Genomic DNA, 16,371 nt, shown 5'->3' with positions numbered 1-16,371 from the left:
TATAGAGAAACCTCAAACACACCGTAATGGATCAATTAGCTTTATTTTTTCCCTTTTACATAATCCGCATCAAACAGGAAGAGTTTGAAGACCAGAATAAGGGATGGGATCAACAGGCACAGACCGCCGATAAACACAACAACTAACGCTAAGCCCATTGCTGGTGAAGTTGCACTGCTCTGAATCGTGATATACGGATCGAGAATATAAGGGTATTGCCCAATTCCATATGCGAAAAAGGCACAGAAAAATTGCAGCATGATGCATATGAAAGCTAATCCGTAACGGCGTCCGTTATATAAGAGCCACATCGCGATCATGAAGAAAGCAACGGAAAGTGCCAAGAGCCACCATAAATCCATCATATTTTGAAAATGCCGCTCATTGTGTTGACCCAAATAGATAAATGCTGTCAGTGCGAGAATTATAGTCGGTGTGCTCCAAAACAGGGCGTAGTTCCGCATCAGCTTCAACGCGGAATGATCCTCTGCACGAGATGCGTAAAAAGTCAGAAATGAGCCGCTTATGAACAAAACGGACACGATTGCCAGTCCAACGATGCTCCACGATAACGGATTGGTAAACAGCGCCCAGTAATCCAGAGAAACCGTCTCAGCCTGCTTCACAATAAAGCCGCCTTCAGACAAAGTAAGTGCCACTGACAACGAAGCCGGAATAAGCAGACCTGTAGCTCCGTACAAAAAAAGATATACTATGTTTTTCTTGGAACCATAATTTTCAAAAGCGTAGAACGAACCGCGAATCGCAAGAAGAATAACTGCAATACTTCCCGGAACAAGCAGCGCAGAGCCATAATAATAGGCCGTATCCGGAAAAAATCCGACGATGCCAATATAGAAAAAGATAAAAAATACATTTGTAATCTCCCAAACGGGTGATAAATATCGGGAAATCAGACGATTAATGAGATGATCCTGCTTCGTCAAACGGGCATAAAAGGCGAAGAATCCTGCTCCGAAATCAATGGAAGCTATAATTAAATAGCCGTACAAGAACAGCCAGAGCACCGAGATGCCAATTATTTCGTAACTCATCATTCAGTGCCCCCCTTTTCCACAGATTGATTAGGATGTTCCTTCATCCATTTCTCCATCTCAGCTTCTGCCGGATTATTGTTGAACAAACGTCTTAGCACGATTACACACATACTGCCGAGTACGATGTACAAGAGTAATAAGGCGAAGAATATAATTCTTACATTCGGTGAAGTCGTGGCAGCCTCCTCTACACGCATATATCCGCGGATAATCCACGGCTGTCGCCCAACCTCTGCATAAAACCAGCCCAGCTCTACAGCTAGAAAAGCGAGCGGTGCGATCAGTGCGATGATGCCAAGCATCCACTTGTTAAGCACATTGCGTTTTTTCCAGAACACAAACAGGAAGTACAGGACTGAAATCGCGAGCAGAGCAAATCCGATTCCAGCCATTAAATCAAACAGATAGTGAACAAGAAGCGGTGGCCATTCTTCCTTGGGGAATTCCTCCAGCCCCGTTACCTCCGCATTAAAGTCTCCAAAGGCCAGGAAGCTGAGCACTTTCGGCAAATGAAGAGCCCCTATCACTTCATGCTCTGCATTCAGCCATCCCATTAGAACCAAGTCCACACCGCTACCCGTCTCAAAATGCCACTCTGCCGCTGCAAGCTTCTCTGGCTGATGCTCGGCCAAAAACTTGGCGGACACATCACCAGCTAATGTGTTCAGCAAGCTGAACAGCAAAACGACCGCCATCATGAGATTCAAGGATTTTTTGTGGTATGCGGACACTCCTTTTCTCAGCATCGCAAAGGCTGCAATCCCGGCTAACAAGGCAGCTCCTGTCAAATAGGCCGAGCTTAATACATGGAATACCTTGGAGAACGTCGCCGTATTCAGCATCGCTTGCACCGGGTCAATCGCTGTGAATTGGCCCGCTTCCATGACAAAGCCTCCAGGCTGGTTCATGAATCCGTTCACCGTCGTAATAAAAACGGCAGACATGCCTGCCCCGGCGACAATCGGAATCGTCAACAGCCAATGGATATACGGATTTTTAAACCGATCCCACGTATACAAATAAATGCCCAGGAAGATGGCCTCAAAAAAGAACGCGAACACTTCCATGAATAACGGAAGTGCAATAACATTCCCAGCCAGTTTCATAAAATTCGGCCATACCAAGGCTAATTGCAGTGATATGGCTGTACCGGTCACGACACCAACCGCTACAGAAATGACAAATCCCCGAGACCATCTCTTTGCCATAAGTGTATAATGGGGATCCTTTTTGCGGATCCCGATGAACTCTGCAATAGCGATCATTAGCGGTATACCGACGCCAATCGTCGCAAAAATAACGTGGAACCCGAGAGTCAAGCCTGTCACCAGCCTGCTCCATAGCACCGTATCAATTGCCATTCTTTACTGCTCCCTTCAAACGCTGTTCATTTTTCGTCATAACTTGATGCTTATGATTAGGCCGGCTAATTCTTGGGCTGCATTCAATATCAGGTTTAGCAGGGCTCAGCGACATCGTTGCCTGTTCGTTTTAGTATGACGTTCCTCGTTCTTTGCTATGTAAAAAGAGAAAAATTTCACAAAGCAAGAGTTGGCGAGCCTGATTTACCTGATACTGAGCAGTCAAATTAATAACGTGACCTAATGATTAAAATCATCTTATCTTAAATTGCAAGTAATTCAATCACAGATATCTCTTAATCCCTAAATGTTCAAGAAAGGGTCAAATCTTTCTGACAACTCAGTGAATAACATAAAAAGAACCCAAAAGAGCTATTGATTCAATAGCGTATATATGATTTCACAAGTCTCCTCCTACTTCGATGTTAGAAAAAAACAATATTTCCTCATTTTAACCTCTAATATATACCCCCTTCTGCAACAAAAAAAACACTGACTCAAATCATCAGTGTTTTTGAATTAAAGCTAATGTCATCTTCGTCATGACAAATCTTTCTCCATTTCATATTGCTCGATGTATACGTCAAGACCAACACTTTGAAGGAAACGTATAGAATTTGTATCTCTTTTGTCTACATTATTGACGGTGATGATAGAATGTCTCTCTCCCATCCAATGAAATAAGGAACGCCCAAATCCCTGGTTTCTTTCTTCTCGCAAAATACCGAACTGTACAACTGCTCCATTGGCCGATTTTATTACCGCGTATCCACAAATCTTATTCTCTTCCCTTATCGTGACCACATCGTATAAATGCGGATTTCGTAAAATTGCATGAACAGATTGTTCCCAAGAAGGTTCAAAATTCCAATAAGAATGTACCGATGTCCAATCGAATTCTTCCAGTCGAACCATTGTAATGAATGTATGTCTATGATCGTCCGGAAGGGTGACATCAATACGCCCCTTGAAACAAGCCAATTCTCTATGGATTTGAAATCCTATGGCGGTATACGCTTTTATAGCTTTATCATTCGTTTGAATCACTTCAAGCAAACACTTTTGAATATGAGCTTCTTTAAGGATGGGAAGAGCATGACGATAAATTTGTTCGACTAGCCGTCTCCCTCTATATAAAGGAACGACTCCTGTACCAGTATTAAATGCAGTACTTTCGCCGTTACGATCCCCGATGCCATGCATAACAAATGCAACCAGCTTCTCTTGATCAAAAGCACCAAACGACATCTGATAATTTACTCCCGCACCTGCAAATTTATCAGCTAAATACTCCGAAGAAACATGAAATGGAATTACATAATCGGAGAAGGCTTCGTTAAAGCAAGTTGTAAACTCTTGTAATTCAAGATCCTTAACACTTTTGATCAACATGTAGTTTTTTTCTCCTTTTCTTTTGGTACTAAGTTCTTAATCATCAGCCAATCTCCAATTCATCATTTAGTACGGCCATAGAAAAAAGAATACCCATCTGACTTTCCAAGCTTAGTCGTCTCCGTTCCGTCCACTATCTTGACCGCCTTCAGTAACGATATAATTTGTGTATTCATGAGCTTTGCATCAAATTTGCCCATCTCTCTATCTTCACTATCCACGAGCAGATAGTCGGGCATTGGAATGAAGCCAATCACCGGTATCCCTGCTTCAAACAAAGGCTGACTCTCTCCAAACTCAAACTTGTTATGTCCACGTAATAATACAGTACGTGTGCCGTCGGTGTTTTCAATAGCCTTCAGCCAAATGGCCGCCATCATTTCATTGCCCGCATAGGTATATTCTGTACTTATTTTTCCAGTTGGTCTATAGTGACCCGTATCATCGTCCTTCCACTCCATACTGCCTAAATGCTCAACCGTAATTCCAGCTACAGCTTTTATATGGCCTTTCTTGCCATCCCAGAGCTCTCGATGCCCCTCCATCCAAGTGGAAGTCGCCTGAGAAGATCCTTTGAAATCAGGTAATCTAAAATGGCCTGTCACAAAAGCGAAAATCATCGTACGTTCCGGCTGCTCCTGCTGTAAGTAACGAATCATGGACAGCATGCCCACAGCACCATTTTCCTCCACCACATTTATCCCATCCGTATGGGTATTTATGATAATCGCTTCATCTTTATTTTTCCCGTCAATTTTCACATAAAAGGATTCTGTTGGAGCATTTTTTTGTATTTCCGCTTCTAAAATAACCGTACCTTCTTTGTGCTCCTGGGCTGCACTGATCACCTTTTTCCCTTCCGTTTCATTGACCCAGATCGCAGGAATTCCAGCATAAGCTGTAGTAAAAGGCACATACTGCTTTTCAACCTTATCGTCGGATACCCCTTTCCAGACAACAACAACAGCTTTCACACCCATTTCCTTCGCTTGCTCCAATTTAGCTTCTTTTAAAGCTGTAGTGAGGACTAGATCGCCTTCATTTGGGGCAATTTGGCTTTCCATTGGAGAGGAATCCCGCATGTTCATAACGATCCCACTTGGGAAATTTCTGAAATTCTCAATTTCAATGACAGCAATTTTTCCGCTGGCCTGGTCATACTCACCACGCTTCGTATATACCAGCTCCCCTGTTACCCCATTTTCGTCAGTTTCCCCGGAATAAGGAAAAGCTGAAGAGATATGAATTGACTGCTGATCAATCATTAAAGAGCTGCTCTTTTCTTCCCATCGGTCAAAAGTATAGTGATCACGATAAACTTTCAGCCCCATATCTGTTACCTGTTGCTCCAGCCATGAAATAAATTGATTATGACCCTCAGATCCAGTTGTACGGCTTCCAAAAGAATTCATTACTTCAATATCCTTCAGCATCACTGCTGCAGAATCCAATTTACGTTCATCGATCGTCACAGCCGCATCAGTTGGTAATGCCACAGGTGTTGTAATAGGTTTTGCATAGATTCCAATACCCCAAAGTGCAGTAACGATAAGAGCAGCAATGCTGAATAACACTTTACGAACCACTATCAATGGAGTGACTCTTTTGCTCACCTTTTGCCCAAAGAGTCCTCTCCATATGCCTGCTACGATCAGCAGCAAGATAGAAAGCGCAAGCAGCCAAAACTCTCTTGTTAGTAAGAACAACCCTTCTCCCACCATCGTACTAATTAACACCACATGTAACTTCTCACGCTTCTTTAAAAGTAAAAAGGAGATGACTAATTCCGCTAACAAAAGGATAATGGTCACTATCGAGATAACCGTTTCTTTGCCAATAAATACCGTAGCACAGAGTGCTAGGATCAAAAGCAGCACCGCTGACAATCGTCTATATAAGTTTTCTAACATGACGCCCTCCCATTGTATCTACTACTATTTTGACATTACATTTGTAATGCCTTATGGTTTTAGCATATTGAAAAGACTCATGAAAAACAATAAAACGAACACCAGAATGTACAAACGGAGGGGAAATGTCATCTCAAATCATGAATTATTCAGTCCAAATACCTCTCAGCATCGTTCCAATAAAGAAACCAACCGCTTGACAAGAGAAGCCATCTGCACGGCATTAGTCTACTTGATCCAGGAACAGCCTTTTAACAAAATCACCATCACCGACATTGTGAAGCGTGCAGGGGTCTCTCGAACGGCCTATTACAACAACTATTCCTCCAAGCAAGAGATCCTGGTGGATTTGGTCGATTCGCTTATTTTCGAAATTAATCAAAAACTCTTACCTTACACCAATGAATTAACAGGCAAAGCTAAAGAACCTCAAAAATTTATCAGAGTGCTTTTTGAAGTTGTTTTTCAGCAGCGGAACATCTACAAAGCACTTCAAAGCGCAAAGTTTGATGATGTGATTCTGGATTGCTTGAATGAAATGATGCTCTCTACTGCTCACGACAAAAGCGATGAAAATGTGTACCGAATATACTTTAAAGCGGGGGCCCTCTATAATGTTCTCCTTAAATGGATACAATCAGACTTTGCAAAATCCATTGACGAAATGACCAAAATTTGTCTTGAGGTATACCATACTCCAATGTCCCAGGAATAAGGTTTAAAAATCGTGTTTATAAATGAAAAAACAAAGAAACCACGGAACCAAGTTCGGCTCCGCAGTTTAATTATCAACCCTACTATTGAATTTGAATTTGTTTCATGTATTCTTTGAATGCCTCAGCGATTTCTTTGTATTTTGTATGATGCAGATAATGTGAACCTTCCATTGGGATCATTTTGCCCTGTGCGGATTGTTTGACTTGCTCCTCATGCAGCGGAATCCACTGTTTATTGTGCTCGTTATTCGATTGAACGAAGAGAAGCAGCGGCAAGTCATTTGGCATTGTGATTTTTTCTCCATTTTTGAAATTGGAACCGAGGTGGCCCAGTTCATTCATCAACGTTGGATTGGTCGCGACTTGATTCGAAATCAAACGCATCTGTTCTTTGGTATGCTCATCGAACGCAAGCGATTCATAGGGATCTCCGCTCACTTTTTGGACCAATCTCATTAGACCTGATTTTTGAAGAAATTTCATGGCGTTCAAAGGTAATTTGACATCCATTCCGGGTTGATTGGGAACGCTGCTATCGATGCCGACAAAAGCAAGAACTTCATCCGGATATGTGTTCACATAGGTCGCTCCGTAAAGTCCCGCGATGGAATGTCCCATTAGAATGTAACGGTCTAAACCCAGTTGCTGCACTGCTTCGTGAACCTCACTTACTATATTCTCAGTCGTTCTCTCCTTCTCGGTTTCATCGCTCAAACCATAACCGAAAGGCTCGACCACCACGACTTTATAATTAGGGGTAATTTCATCGATCAGCAATTTGAAATCAAGTGCAGGCGTCGGGGTTCCTTGTCCCGGTAGGAGTACAACCGTTTGTTCTCCGCTGCCTTGAATAAGCACATTCATTTTTTTCCCATCCACATTGACATACTGGCCATACGATTCGATTTTCTTTTTCTCTACCCCATCGCTAATAGAATCAACGATAAAAACGATGCCCATGAACAACACGAGCGCCCCTACAATACCTCCGATTATTTTTAACCATAGGTTCCGTTTCTTGTGGCTCTTAGTCCCTGTTGTTTTTAATTCCACCTTATTTGCCACGTTCATCTCTTCCCTTCCTTGTCCCTGTATCTGAAGTGCCGCCTTGACGACATATTCAAAGTGTAATCAATCAAGATGTACTCATCGTGACGACAATATGAACGGAATATGAACAAGTCAAAAAGGAGGCGTTATATCTGAAAGATATAAGCACCTCCTGGATCAACAGCAAATAGGTATGCAACACCTTCGAATACTTCTTACAAGATTTAAACGCTCATCGTATTATTTGTTGACGGTTACCTTGATGATATCACTTATGGTCTCTCCCGCTGCATTAACCAGCTCCGCCCGGTATTCATAATTGCCGGAAGCGCGACCAGTGACGTCAGTCGTAGCGCTCTGCGCCGAAGGCGTGTTGGCGTTTAGCGCTTGCGTGTCGATCAGTTGCCCGTTCTCATAAAGGCGGTACTCTGTGGCATTAGTGCCCCACCACAGATTCATCGTTACTTTATAAGAGCCATCTCCGTCCCAGTTGTCATGGGCCAGGACCGGCTTGCCCGGTGCGGCATCGCGGATCGTCACCGTGAGCGGCTGGCTCTTGGTTGTGCCGTATTTGTTGGTTAGCTCCACTGTGTATATATAGGTGCCATTCGGCTTACCGTAAAGCGCTGTGCTTGCCGTCTGCGCGGAAGGAGATACATCCTTCAGAGACTTGGAATCGATCAGTGTGCCATTCTCATAAAGCTTGTAGCTGGTAGCGTTATTGCCCCACCAGAGGTTCATGGTGACGGTAAAGTTACCGTCACTGAGTCCATAACCGTAGCCGCTGTTCGAAGACAACACTGGCTGTCCAGGCTTGTCAGTTGCAAGCGCCGCTCCGCCTGTAATTTGGAACGTGTAGCTCTTTTCGGCAGTGTTGCCTGCGGCGTCGGTCACGACGTAGTTTACAGTATGGGACCCGGAACCCAGCTCCGCAGCATTCAGGGTCTGTCCGTCAGCTATGGGCTGTCCATCCAACAGAAGCTGCTTGGAGGTGACGCCAGACAGATTATCTTCGGCAGCCAATACAAACTTAAGCTGGGCTTCCTCCTCCACATCTCCGACCGCATGACCGGACTCCGTCAGCTCCGCTGTCGGTGAAACCGTGTCGATATTAAGGCTCAGTGTCTTAGTTTCTTCCGCCTTTCCCTTGCCCGAAACCGCATGATAAGACAGCGTATGCCGTCCATCTTTGCTTACGGCCAACGGAGTGATGTATACGGCTTCCGCACCGCCGTTCAGCGAGTAATAAACCTTAGCTGTATCGGAGTCGGCCTTCAGGGTCACTTCGGTGGGCTGGTTCAACCAGCCGGCAGCGTTCGGATTTGCCGACAGCGTAGCCGTCGTTACCGGAGCCCCCACTTCTTCCACAATGCTGAAGTCGCCGAGACTTCTAGGCTTGAGTTGGTATACGTCTTTGAAGATCGCGGCTACGCCCGTAATATCGAGCTTCTGTCCTTCCGCATAAGGGAAGCTGTCTTTCGTGATGCCCGTCCGGGTATCCACCCGGATGTGATTGCTTGTCCCCCCATCGGCGATGGCGTCAAATTCAAAGGAACCGCTTGGAGTGGCTGTGATAATATTCGTCACTTTCACGTCTTTAAGCTTGAGCAGCTGACCTTGATTGGTATCGTTCACAGCCGGTACGTCAACGGACTCGGGCAGCTTCGCTGTGCCGGTCTTCTCGATCTGCACAACTTCGGTCAACTCTAGCTCCGAATTGTACAGCGCCGTGGACGCTGTTACCTTGACCGTATCGCCTGCATGGAAACCACTTTGGCTCTGGTAGACATAAAGTCCGCCGGTCTCATCCTGCAGATAAAAGGTTTGCCCGCCGAAAATACCCGGCTCAGTCGTTACGATCCCCTCAACCGTCACCAAGGATCCAACAATCTTGGTCCGGGCTTCGCCGATGGAAACGGTCGCCGGAATTGGATCTTCCTCGTCCGGAAGCGGTTCTGCTGGGACGTTACCGAGCGTTACTGATGCGGTCTTCAGGTTCGTTCCGTTCTGGCGCAGACGTAGATTGGATGCAGCCGTGGTGCCCGGTTTGATCTGCACGGTCAGATCTTTGTAGGCATGGCCGTTCAAGTCTGAAGTCAGGCTAAAGTTGGCGCTGTAAGCATAGCTACTCGGCCAAGTGCCGTCACTGTTCTGGATCTTGGCGATCTGGGCACCGCTACTCACCTGGTAGATACCCAATTGGAAGCCTGATACGCTCGTATTGGCAGGGAGATTATCTGCGCTGACACGAATCTGGAAATCCTGCGCGTTCGGCAGCACCGTTTGGTGCGTGAAATTGTACACCGCACTTGCAGTAGCCGCCGGTCCGCCGTAAGAGGCCGCCTTGTAGCTGGTGCGGTCAAACCATTTGTAGCCGGCATTCGGAGCGGCCCATGGCTCTGGCTGCGGCTCGGTGGAAAGCGCCGGCTCTTCGAACGGAAGCAGCTGCGTCGGCTGATCCAGCGTCAGGCCACTTACCTTGGTGAAATCCGTATAGCTCTCTTGTTCGGCGAGCCAGTTAACGGTGTTCACCAGGAGCTCAGCATCGTCAGCCTCCTTGAAGCCATCGTAAGTCGTTTTTTTGGCACCGGTATCCTCGCGCAAATACTTCGGTGTGGCATCCTCAACTGGGGAGGAGTCGCCGAGAAAGGCGGCTTTGCCGGCACCTTTTTTCGCCACGGCTACATAAGGACCTTCCGCTACGCCGCCGCCATTGTAGACACCTTGGTCCACCGCATTGCCCCAAGCATTGTTGGTTTTCGGCAGATAGACGATGCCCTTCGCCCGGGTCGGGTCGAGGATTGCCAGCGTGGAGCCGGCATGCATGGCTACACTTGATACTCCTGATGTAATACCGAAGGCCTGATCGGGAGCCACGATGTTGGTCGCGTTAATGTCACCTAGCGCATTGAAGCGGAACCGGACACCGAACTCTTCCGCCAGCCAATCGGAGCTGACCACGCCTTGCATTGCCGCGGAACTGGCCTCTTCGGTGCTCATGCCTTTGGCTGGGTTGTCCCAAGCTCCACGGCGGTAACCGTTGAATGCCTCATTGCCGTCCCAGCGGTTCTTATTGCGGTCCGCATTGTAATGATCGCCGATGAAGAAGATGCTGCCGCCGTTCTCCACGTATTCCGCCATAGCTGCCTGCTCGCTGGATTTATATGGAATGTTAGATTCGGCCACGACGAAGACGTCATAGCTGGAAAGATCGCCTAGCGTAATCGGAGTGATCTTACGAAGCTCTTTGACGTAATAGCCTTCTTGCGCAAGCGCATTGCCAAAATCGGAAAAAGCGCCATCAATAACCCAGTCGGCCGCTCCGGCCGTCTGCGCGTGGGTATTGTCAAACAGAATTTTCTGGCCTGCATGCTCGTTAACCACTTTGGCTTCAATGAATGGGGCGGGGTCGCTTGGCCCCTCAGCGTATATCGCCGAGCCGGCTCCGAATGCGAACAAATGCAGGGGTACGGCAACAGATGCAACCAGCATGCTTTTTAGCAGCTTCTTATTCCAACCTGAACGCTTCTCCTTCATATTCTTCCTCCTTAAGATATAGATCGGTGGATTTTTCCATAATTGTCCACCGCTTTCGTCTAATATGCTATCTCATAAGGATTAGGAAAAACATAGATTTTTGTAAAGTGTTGTAAATTTATACTTTCGGCCTATACAGTGGGTGAAAACAAGGTCGAATCTTGGAAATAAGCTATGAAAAAAGTCTTAGTGATACTGGAGTTTAGGTCCGGAACGTCCTGCAATAGAAAAATGGTCAAACACAAGAATCACAAAAAATCCCCCATATATACAGGAAGAGTTCACATTCACGTGATCTCATATATTCCTGACTATCATGAGGGGATTTTTGGCTAAAAAGCAGGCTCTGCTTGATGGAGCACATACTTCATTCGATTATTTATTGAAAGTAATCTTCTCCGAACCGTTCTCAAGAATGATCGAAGTGTCCCGCGGCTTTGTTTCCGCGATTTTGCGGCCGGCTCTGAACGAATAAAGTACTCCGGCCTGTTTACGAATGGTCTCATACTCGTTCTCTGCTTCAAGAACGATGAAGTTGGCAGGTTTACCTACTTCAATGCCATACATATCCTCGATATTCAACGTTCTTGCGCTATTTTTCGTAATAAGATCGATTGAATTTACGATTTGATCGTATCCGAGCAACTGAGAAGCATGAATACCCATGTGCAGCACCTGAAGCATATTGCCTGTGCCAAGCGGATACCATGGATCAAAAATGTCATCGTGACCGAAGCATACATTAAGTCCCGCTTCCAGCAGTTCTTTGACGCGAGTTAACCCTCTTCTTTTCGGATAAGTGTCAAAGCGTCCCTGCAGATGGATGTTAACCAGAGGATTGGAGACGAAATTTAGGTCAGCCATCTTCAGTAATCTAAACAATTTGTACGTATATGCATCATTGTATGACCCCATCGCCGTCGTGTGGCTTGCTGTCGTACGGGAGCCAAGCCCGCGTTCGTAAGCTTCTTTGGCTACAACTTCCAAGAAACGGGATTGCTCGTCATCGATTTCGTCGCAATGGATATCGATCAGACGGTCGTATTTTTCAGCGAGGTCAAACGCAACCTTCATCGAATCGACGCCATATTCTCTTGTGAATTCGAAGTGTGGAATACCACCCACCACGTCAACACCCATTTTCAGCGACTCTTCTAGTAATTCCACACCGTTCGGGAAGGAGTGAATACCTTCCTGTGGAAAAGCGACAAGCTGGATGTCAATGAACGGTGCCATTTCTTCTTTCACTTCAAGCATCGCTTTTACGGCGGTCAAGCTTGGATCAGTAACGTCTACATGTGTTCGTACATGCTGGATACCCTGCGCGATCTGCCACTTCAATGCAGTTTTGGAACGCGTTTTGACGTCTTCATGCGTCAGGAAGGCCTTGCGTTCTGACCAACGCTGGATGCCTTCAAACAGTGTTCCGCTCAAATTCCATTCCGGCTCACCTGCTGTTAACGTTGTATCCAAGTGAATATGAGGTTCAATGAACGGTGGCAGCACAAGTGAGCCGTTAACATCAATTACTTCCTCATTCGCAGTTAGCTCCATTGACTGCGTGATAAGCTCAAACTTCCCATCTTTCACAACAATATTCCATAAACCTTCTTTACCCCGCAATTTTGCGTTCTGTATAATCATTTTTATTCCCCATTTCTTTGGATTCTTTCTTAGCAACGATCAGCATTATCACGGTGTATACAACCGCTGTTCCAATCAGTGCATTAAGTGGTGTTATTCCTGGAGCCAGCTGGGCGAAGGCCACGCCGATAACCCAAGCTACCATCGCGATCCAGTTTACATTTTTGAAAGTCATGTCGGCAAATGGTTTATAGTTTCTGCGCTTCACAATAAAATAGTCTGCGATGATGATGGCGCCGATGGACGGGATCGCCGCGCCCAGCACATTCAGGAAACCAACGAAATTGTTGTACATCCACATGGCAAATACGGTACCCACGATGCCGTTAACGATAACAAAAAACTTTTTCGAAATTTTAGTGATATTGGCAAAGCCCAGCCCGGAAGCGTAAAGTGCGTTATCGTTAGTTGTCCAGATGTTCAGCCCCAGTACGATGATCGCAGGAATGAGCAATCCTTGCAAGAACATGACCTCCGAGATATCTGCCAAATTATAAGCCATTGCGCCGACTGCACCGAAGAGAAACATAAGTGAGTTCCCTAGAAAGAACGAAATGACCGTTGCAGTAACCGCCTGTCGGGATGTTCTGGCAAACCGGGCAAAATCGGGCGTCAACGTTCCGCCGCTAATGAATGACCCGATACAAATGGTCAATGCTGCTGCTGCGGTGAGCGACTCTGTTGGTGAGTAATCGAGCAACCCTTGCAGACCACCCAGCGTGTTAACTCCTTCGAACACGGAGTAACCACCGAGAATAGCAATGGCCGGAACTGCTATATAACCCAGAATAACGAGCGACTTCATGCCGAAGATGGCTGATGCCGTCATTGCGAGACCAAACACGAAGATCAAAAGGTACACATTCCAGTCCATCGCTCTGGCGACCGGTACCGCGAACATGGCTACACCGACACCGAACCAACCGACCTGTGTGAAGCCAAGCAGGAAAGAAGGAAGGTACGAGCCTTTTTCACCGAACGCATATTTTGCAAGCAAATGCGTGGAAAGACCTGTTTTGGCAGCGATATGTGCCAGAGCTCCGGTATAGATGCCGAGTGCCAGATTACCGGCAAGTACGATTCCAATGAACTCCATGAATGTCAAGCTGACTCCTAACGTTCCCCCTGCCAGCATGCTTGCGGAAAAGAAAGTGAATGCTAACATGACGGAGAACGTCTTTCCAAAATGATTTCTCTGCGTTTTCGGCACCGCTTGCCACGAAAACTCTTGATCTTGTTTACTCATCAGAATACCCCCAAGTATAAAGTGTCCTGATACCAAAAAAGCAGAAACAAAAGAGGCTACTCGTCAGATCAAACTGACAAGTAGCCTCTTTTGTTCATCATAACCCGCGCTAAGACACAGAGCATCCCTTGACGGAATATGCCCTGCTTCTCACGTGATTATAAAAATCCGCTGTCCTTGTCAGCCTCTCTGGACTGAATTAAAGGTACCAGTATTCAATTACATTCTATTATTTTAGAAAAACCTATAGATGTCAATGTCATTAATATCCATTGATAAAAATCCTCTTTTGAATGCTGCGCTTGGAATTTTTATGTGGATGAGGTCGACCAAGGCACTTGCTCATAGGACAAAGCCTTATGTGGTACCGGACAACCTCAGATGTGCCATATCTATTAAATTATTTAGTAGTGCCAAGTAATAAATTCACAATCGTATCCAGCTGAAGCTCTAATGAAAAAGGGTCCTCCATTACGAATTCATCATGATAGTTATCACCATACAAATAAACTTTGCCATTTTTCACTGCAGGGATGCCTTTCCATATGTTACTTTCCATTGCTTTATTTGTTGCATCAGCATCGCCATTATAAACAAAAACATAATCCCCTAAGTATTCTGGGAGCACTTCAAGTGAAATCGATTCAAACCCCTCCGCCATATTTTTTGCACTTTCTGTTGGAGGCAGCTGCAGCATATTGTATATAGTGGAAGAACCATAGTTTCCTCCCTTTGCCGCTAAGACGTATACCGCTTTTTCTGAAAATGAAACAACCGAAACGGTTTCCCCTTCCTTGATAACACCGGCGAGTTTCGACTTTGCTTCAGCTACTTTCTGTTCGTATTCCGTAATCCATTCTTCTGCTTCTTTTTCTTTTCCGAATATCTTGCTTACACCCCTGAATTTATCAAGCGGCCCTGCGGTTGTTAACCCCTCCCAATAAGGCAGAAAAACAGTCGTTCCAATCTTCTCATATTGTTCTATGTTCTCATCGATTGAACCGATAATTAAGTCCGGATCTAGCATCGTTAATTTTTCCAGGTTTAAAGGAAAATCCCCTAAATCTTCAATTTTCTCGATCGTTTCTTTCGGAATGTCCGCCTTTTCCATCCAGCCTTCATCCAGCATAAATGTTCTTGCACCGATTGGAACAATTCCTAATTTTAATAAATGCCCCATATATTGGTCAGCGGCTACTCTTTTTGGCTCTGCAGGTACTTCCACATCTCCCTTTGGGGTTGATACTATTCGAGTCTTCGAACTTTCTTCTAATGCAGTTTGATTTTCGGTTCCATTCCCAGTACTCTGCTCCTTCGCAACTGTGCCCGTCCCGCTTGAGCAAGCGCCTAATAATAGAGAACCGCAAAGCAGCAAAGCTGCCGTCGTCTGAGATTTTGTCATTTTAAACATATGTAATTCCCCTTTTTCCGTATTATGATAATGATTATCATTATTAATATACTGTTGAACGATGTGTTCAAAAATAGAGGATATGGGGAAGTTTGATGGACTTTCAGCAACTTTATGTGCCTGTATCTCTCTTGTTCTAAAATGTGCAGGGGATACACCTTTTCTTTTCTTAAAAATTCGGCTGAAATAATAAACGTCTTTATAACCAACGCTTGCTGCAATTTCCCCGACAGAAGCCTCTGTTGTCATTAAAAGCTCTGTTGCACGTTCAAGCCGAAAACGAATTAAGTAATCAATCGGACTCATACCTGTGTACTCTTTAAACAATGATGACAAATGATAAGCACTGAAATTAAATACTTCCGCAAGAGAATCTAATGTAATTGGCTCCGCATAGTATTCCTGGATATAGGTGATTACTTGAACTGCAACACTTGTTTGTTTCACCTCATTCTCTTTTTTATGTAATTCTTTTAAAACCTGATCAATGAATTGATAAAACAGTGATTTAACATGGAGTCTCTCTTCTTGCCTGTTCCATTTTTGATGCATCATTTGAAATTTGTTATAAAGTAAAATAGGTGCATTAGGGGAAAAACAATATTGTATTTGGAAGGGATCCTCTTCATGAATCCATGCACGGTAGTAAATGATATAGTAAACAAATTTCTTGCTTGTCGGAACAATATTGAGGGTCGCCCCTTTCCCGCTATGGAGGATTTGAAATCCTGTAAAAGAAAATTCGGCCTGATCTAACTGAACTTGAGCGCTCCCATGTACCGAAAGTAAAAATATACTGGCAGGAATCTTATATTTTTGAAGAATTTCGCTTTGAACCATTTCAATTTGGCGTACATCCAATAACTTGACGGTCGCTTGATCCCAAAGAAATATTTGATTGTTGATGTGCATAATGACTACCCCTCCGTTATCTGTCTAATGATCATCATAAATGATAACCATTATCAATAACAGTTGTCTAAAGATAATAAAGGACTAGACTGAAGAAAACTGTTAAAATGTAGTTAATGTATAATGTAAATATC

At 44.9% G+C, this 16,371-nt stretch carries 10 protein-coding genes; 1 reads left to right on the top strand and 9 read right to left on the bottom strand.

Translation table 11 applies throughout. The features are described 5' to 3' along the window. Positions 1-41: 41 nt before the first annotated feature. The 4 genes from ACQKMP_RS25195 to ACQKMP_RS25180 all read right to left on the bottom strand — a co-directional run bounded on the left by ACQKMP_RS25195 (position 42) and on the right by ACQKMP_RS25180 (position 5,721). The gene (locus ACQKMP_RS25195) at positions 42-1,058 is read right to left on the bottom strand and encodes a cytochrome d ubiquinol oxidase subunit II (protein WP_042188427.1); all 1,017 of its coding nucleotides are present in this window, start codon (positions 1,056-1,058) and stop codon (positions 42-44) included. Next, positions 1,055-2,419 carry a cytochrome ubiquinol oxidase subunit I gene (locus tag ACQKMP_RS25190; RefSeq protein WP_149645730.1) on the bottom strand — a complete coding sequence of 455 codons (1,365 nt, stop codon included), beginning with the start codon at positions 2,417-2,419 and terminating at the stop codon, positions 1,055-1,057. Before ACQKMP_RS25190 ends, ACQKMP_RS25195 begins: the two co-directional genes overlap by 4 nt. Before the next feature lie 540 nt (positions 2,420-2,959). After that, positions 2,960-3,811: a GNAT family N-acetyltransferase gene (locus tag ACQKMP_RS25185; protein WP_076283694.1), complete on the bottom strand. Its 852-nt coding sequence runs from the start codon at positions 3,809-3,811 to the stop codon at positions 2,960-2,962. Positions 3,812-3,873: 62 nt separating this feature from the next. Continuing rightward, positions 3,874-5,721, bottom strand: a complete 1,848-nt coding sequence (locus tag ACQKMP_RS25180; RefSeq protein WP_427471638.1) for a hypothetical protein — start codon at positions 5,719-5,721, stop codon at positions 3,874-3,876. Between the two features lie 196 nt (positions 5,722-5,917). Between ACQKMP_RS25180 and ACQKMP_RS25175 the strand changes: the two genes are divergently transcribed. Next, on the top strand, positions 5,918-6,436 hold the full coding sequence (locus ACQKMP_RS25175; RefSeq protein ID WP_427471637.1) for a TetR/AcrR family transcriptional regulator: 519 nt from the start codon (positions 5,918-5,920) through the stop codon (positions 6,434-6,436). An 82-nt stretch (positions 6,437-6,518) separates the two neighbouring features. Here ACQKMP_RS25175 and ACQKMP_RS25170 read toward each other — a convergent pair whose 3' ends face one another. From ACQKMP_RS25170 to ACQKMP_RS25150, 5 genes are all read right to left on the bottom strand, one after another. Then, positions 6,519-7,508, bottom strand: coding sequence for an alpha/beta hydrolase (locus ACQKMP_RS25170; RefSeq protein ID WP_341086698.1), 990 nt, complete (start codon positions 7,506-7,508; stop codon positions 6,519-6,521). A gap of 219 nt (positions 7,509-7,727) precedes the next feature. Next, the gene (locus ACQKMP_RS25165; protein WP_427471636.1) at positions 7,728-11,024 is read right to left on the bottom strand and encodes a chitinase N-terminal domain-containing protein; all 3,297 of its coding nucleotides are present in this window, start codon (positions 11,022-11,024) and stop codon (positions 7,728-7,730) included. Positions 11,025-11,399: 375 nt separating this feature from the next. Continuing rightward, the gene (locus tag ACQKMP_RS25160) at positions 11,400-12,668 is read right to left on the bottom strand and encodes a cytosine deaminase (RefSeq protein ID WP_042188420.1); all 1,269 of its coding nucleotides are present in this window, start codon (positions 12,666-12,668) and stop codon (positions 11,400-11,402) included. Next, positions 12,637-13,914, bottom strand: a complete 1,278-nt coding sequence (gene codB / locus ACQKMP_RS25155) for a cytosine permease (RefSeq protein ID WP_427471635.1) — start codon at positions 13,912-13,914, stop codon at positions 12,637-12,639. The genes ACQKMP_RS25160 and codB overlap by 32 nt, the downstream gene beginning before the upstream one ends. Before the next feature lie 400 nt (positions 13,915-14,314). Continuing rightward, the gene (locus ACQKMP_RS25150; RefSeq protein ID WP_427471634.1) at positions 14,315-16,237 is read right to left on the bottom strand and encodes an AraC family transcriptional regulator; all 1,923 of its coding nucleotides are present in this window, start codon (positions 16,235-16,237) and stop codon (positions 14,315-14,317) included. Between the last annotated feature and the right edge of the window lie 134 nt (positions 16,238-16,371).

The sequence above is a fragment of the Paenibacillus sp. NPDC101420 genome (assembly GCF_050277435.1).
Taxonomy (GTDB): Bacteria; Bacillota; Bacilli; order Paenibacillales; family Paenibacillaceae; genus Paenibacillus_AQ.
The sequence above is the reverse complement of the archived record's forward strand: the minus strand, read 5'-3'. Positions and strand labels throughout refer to the sequence as shown.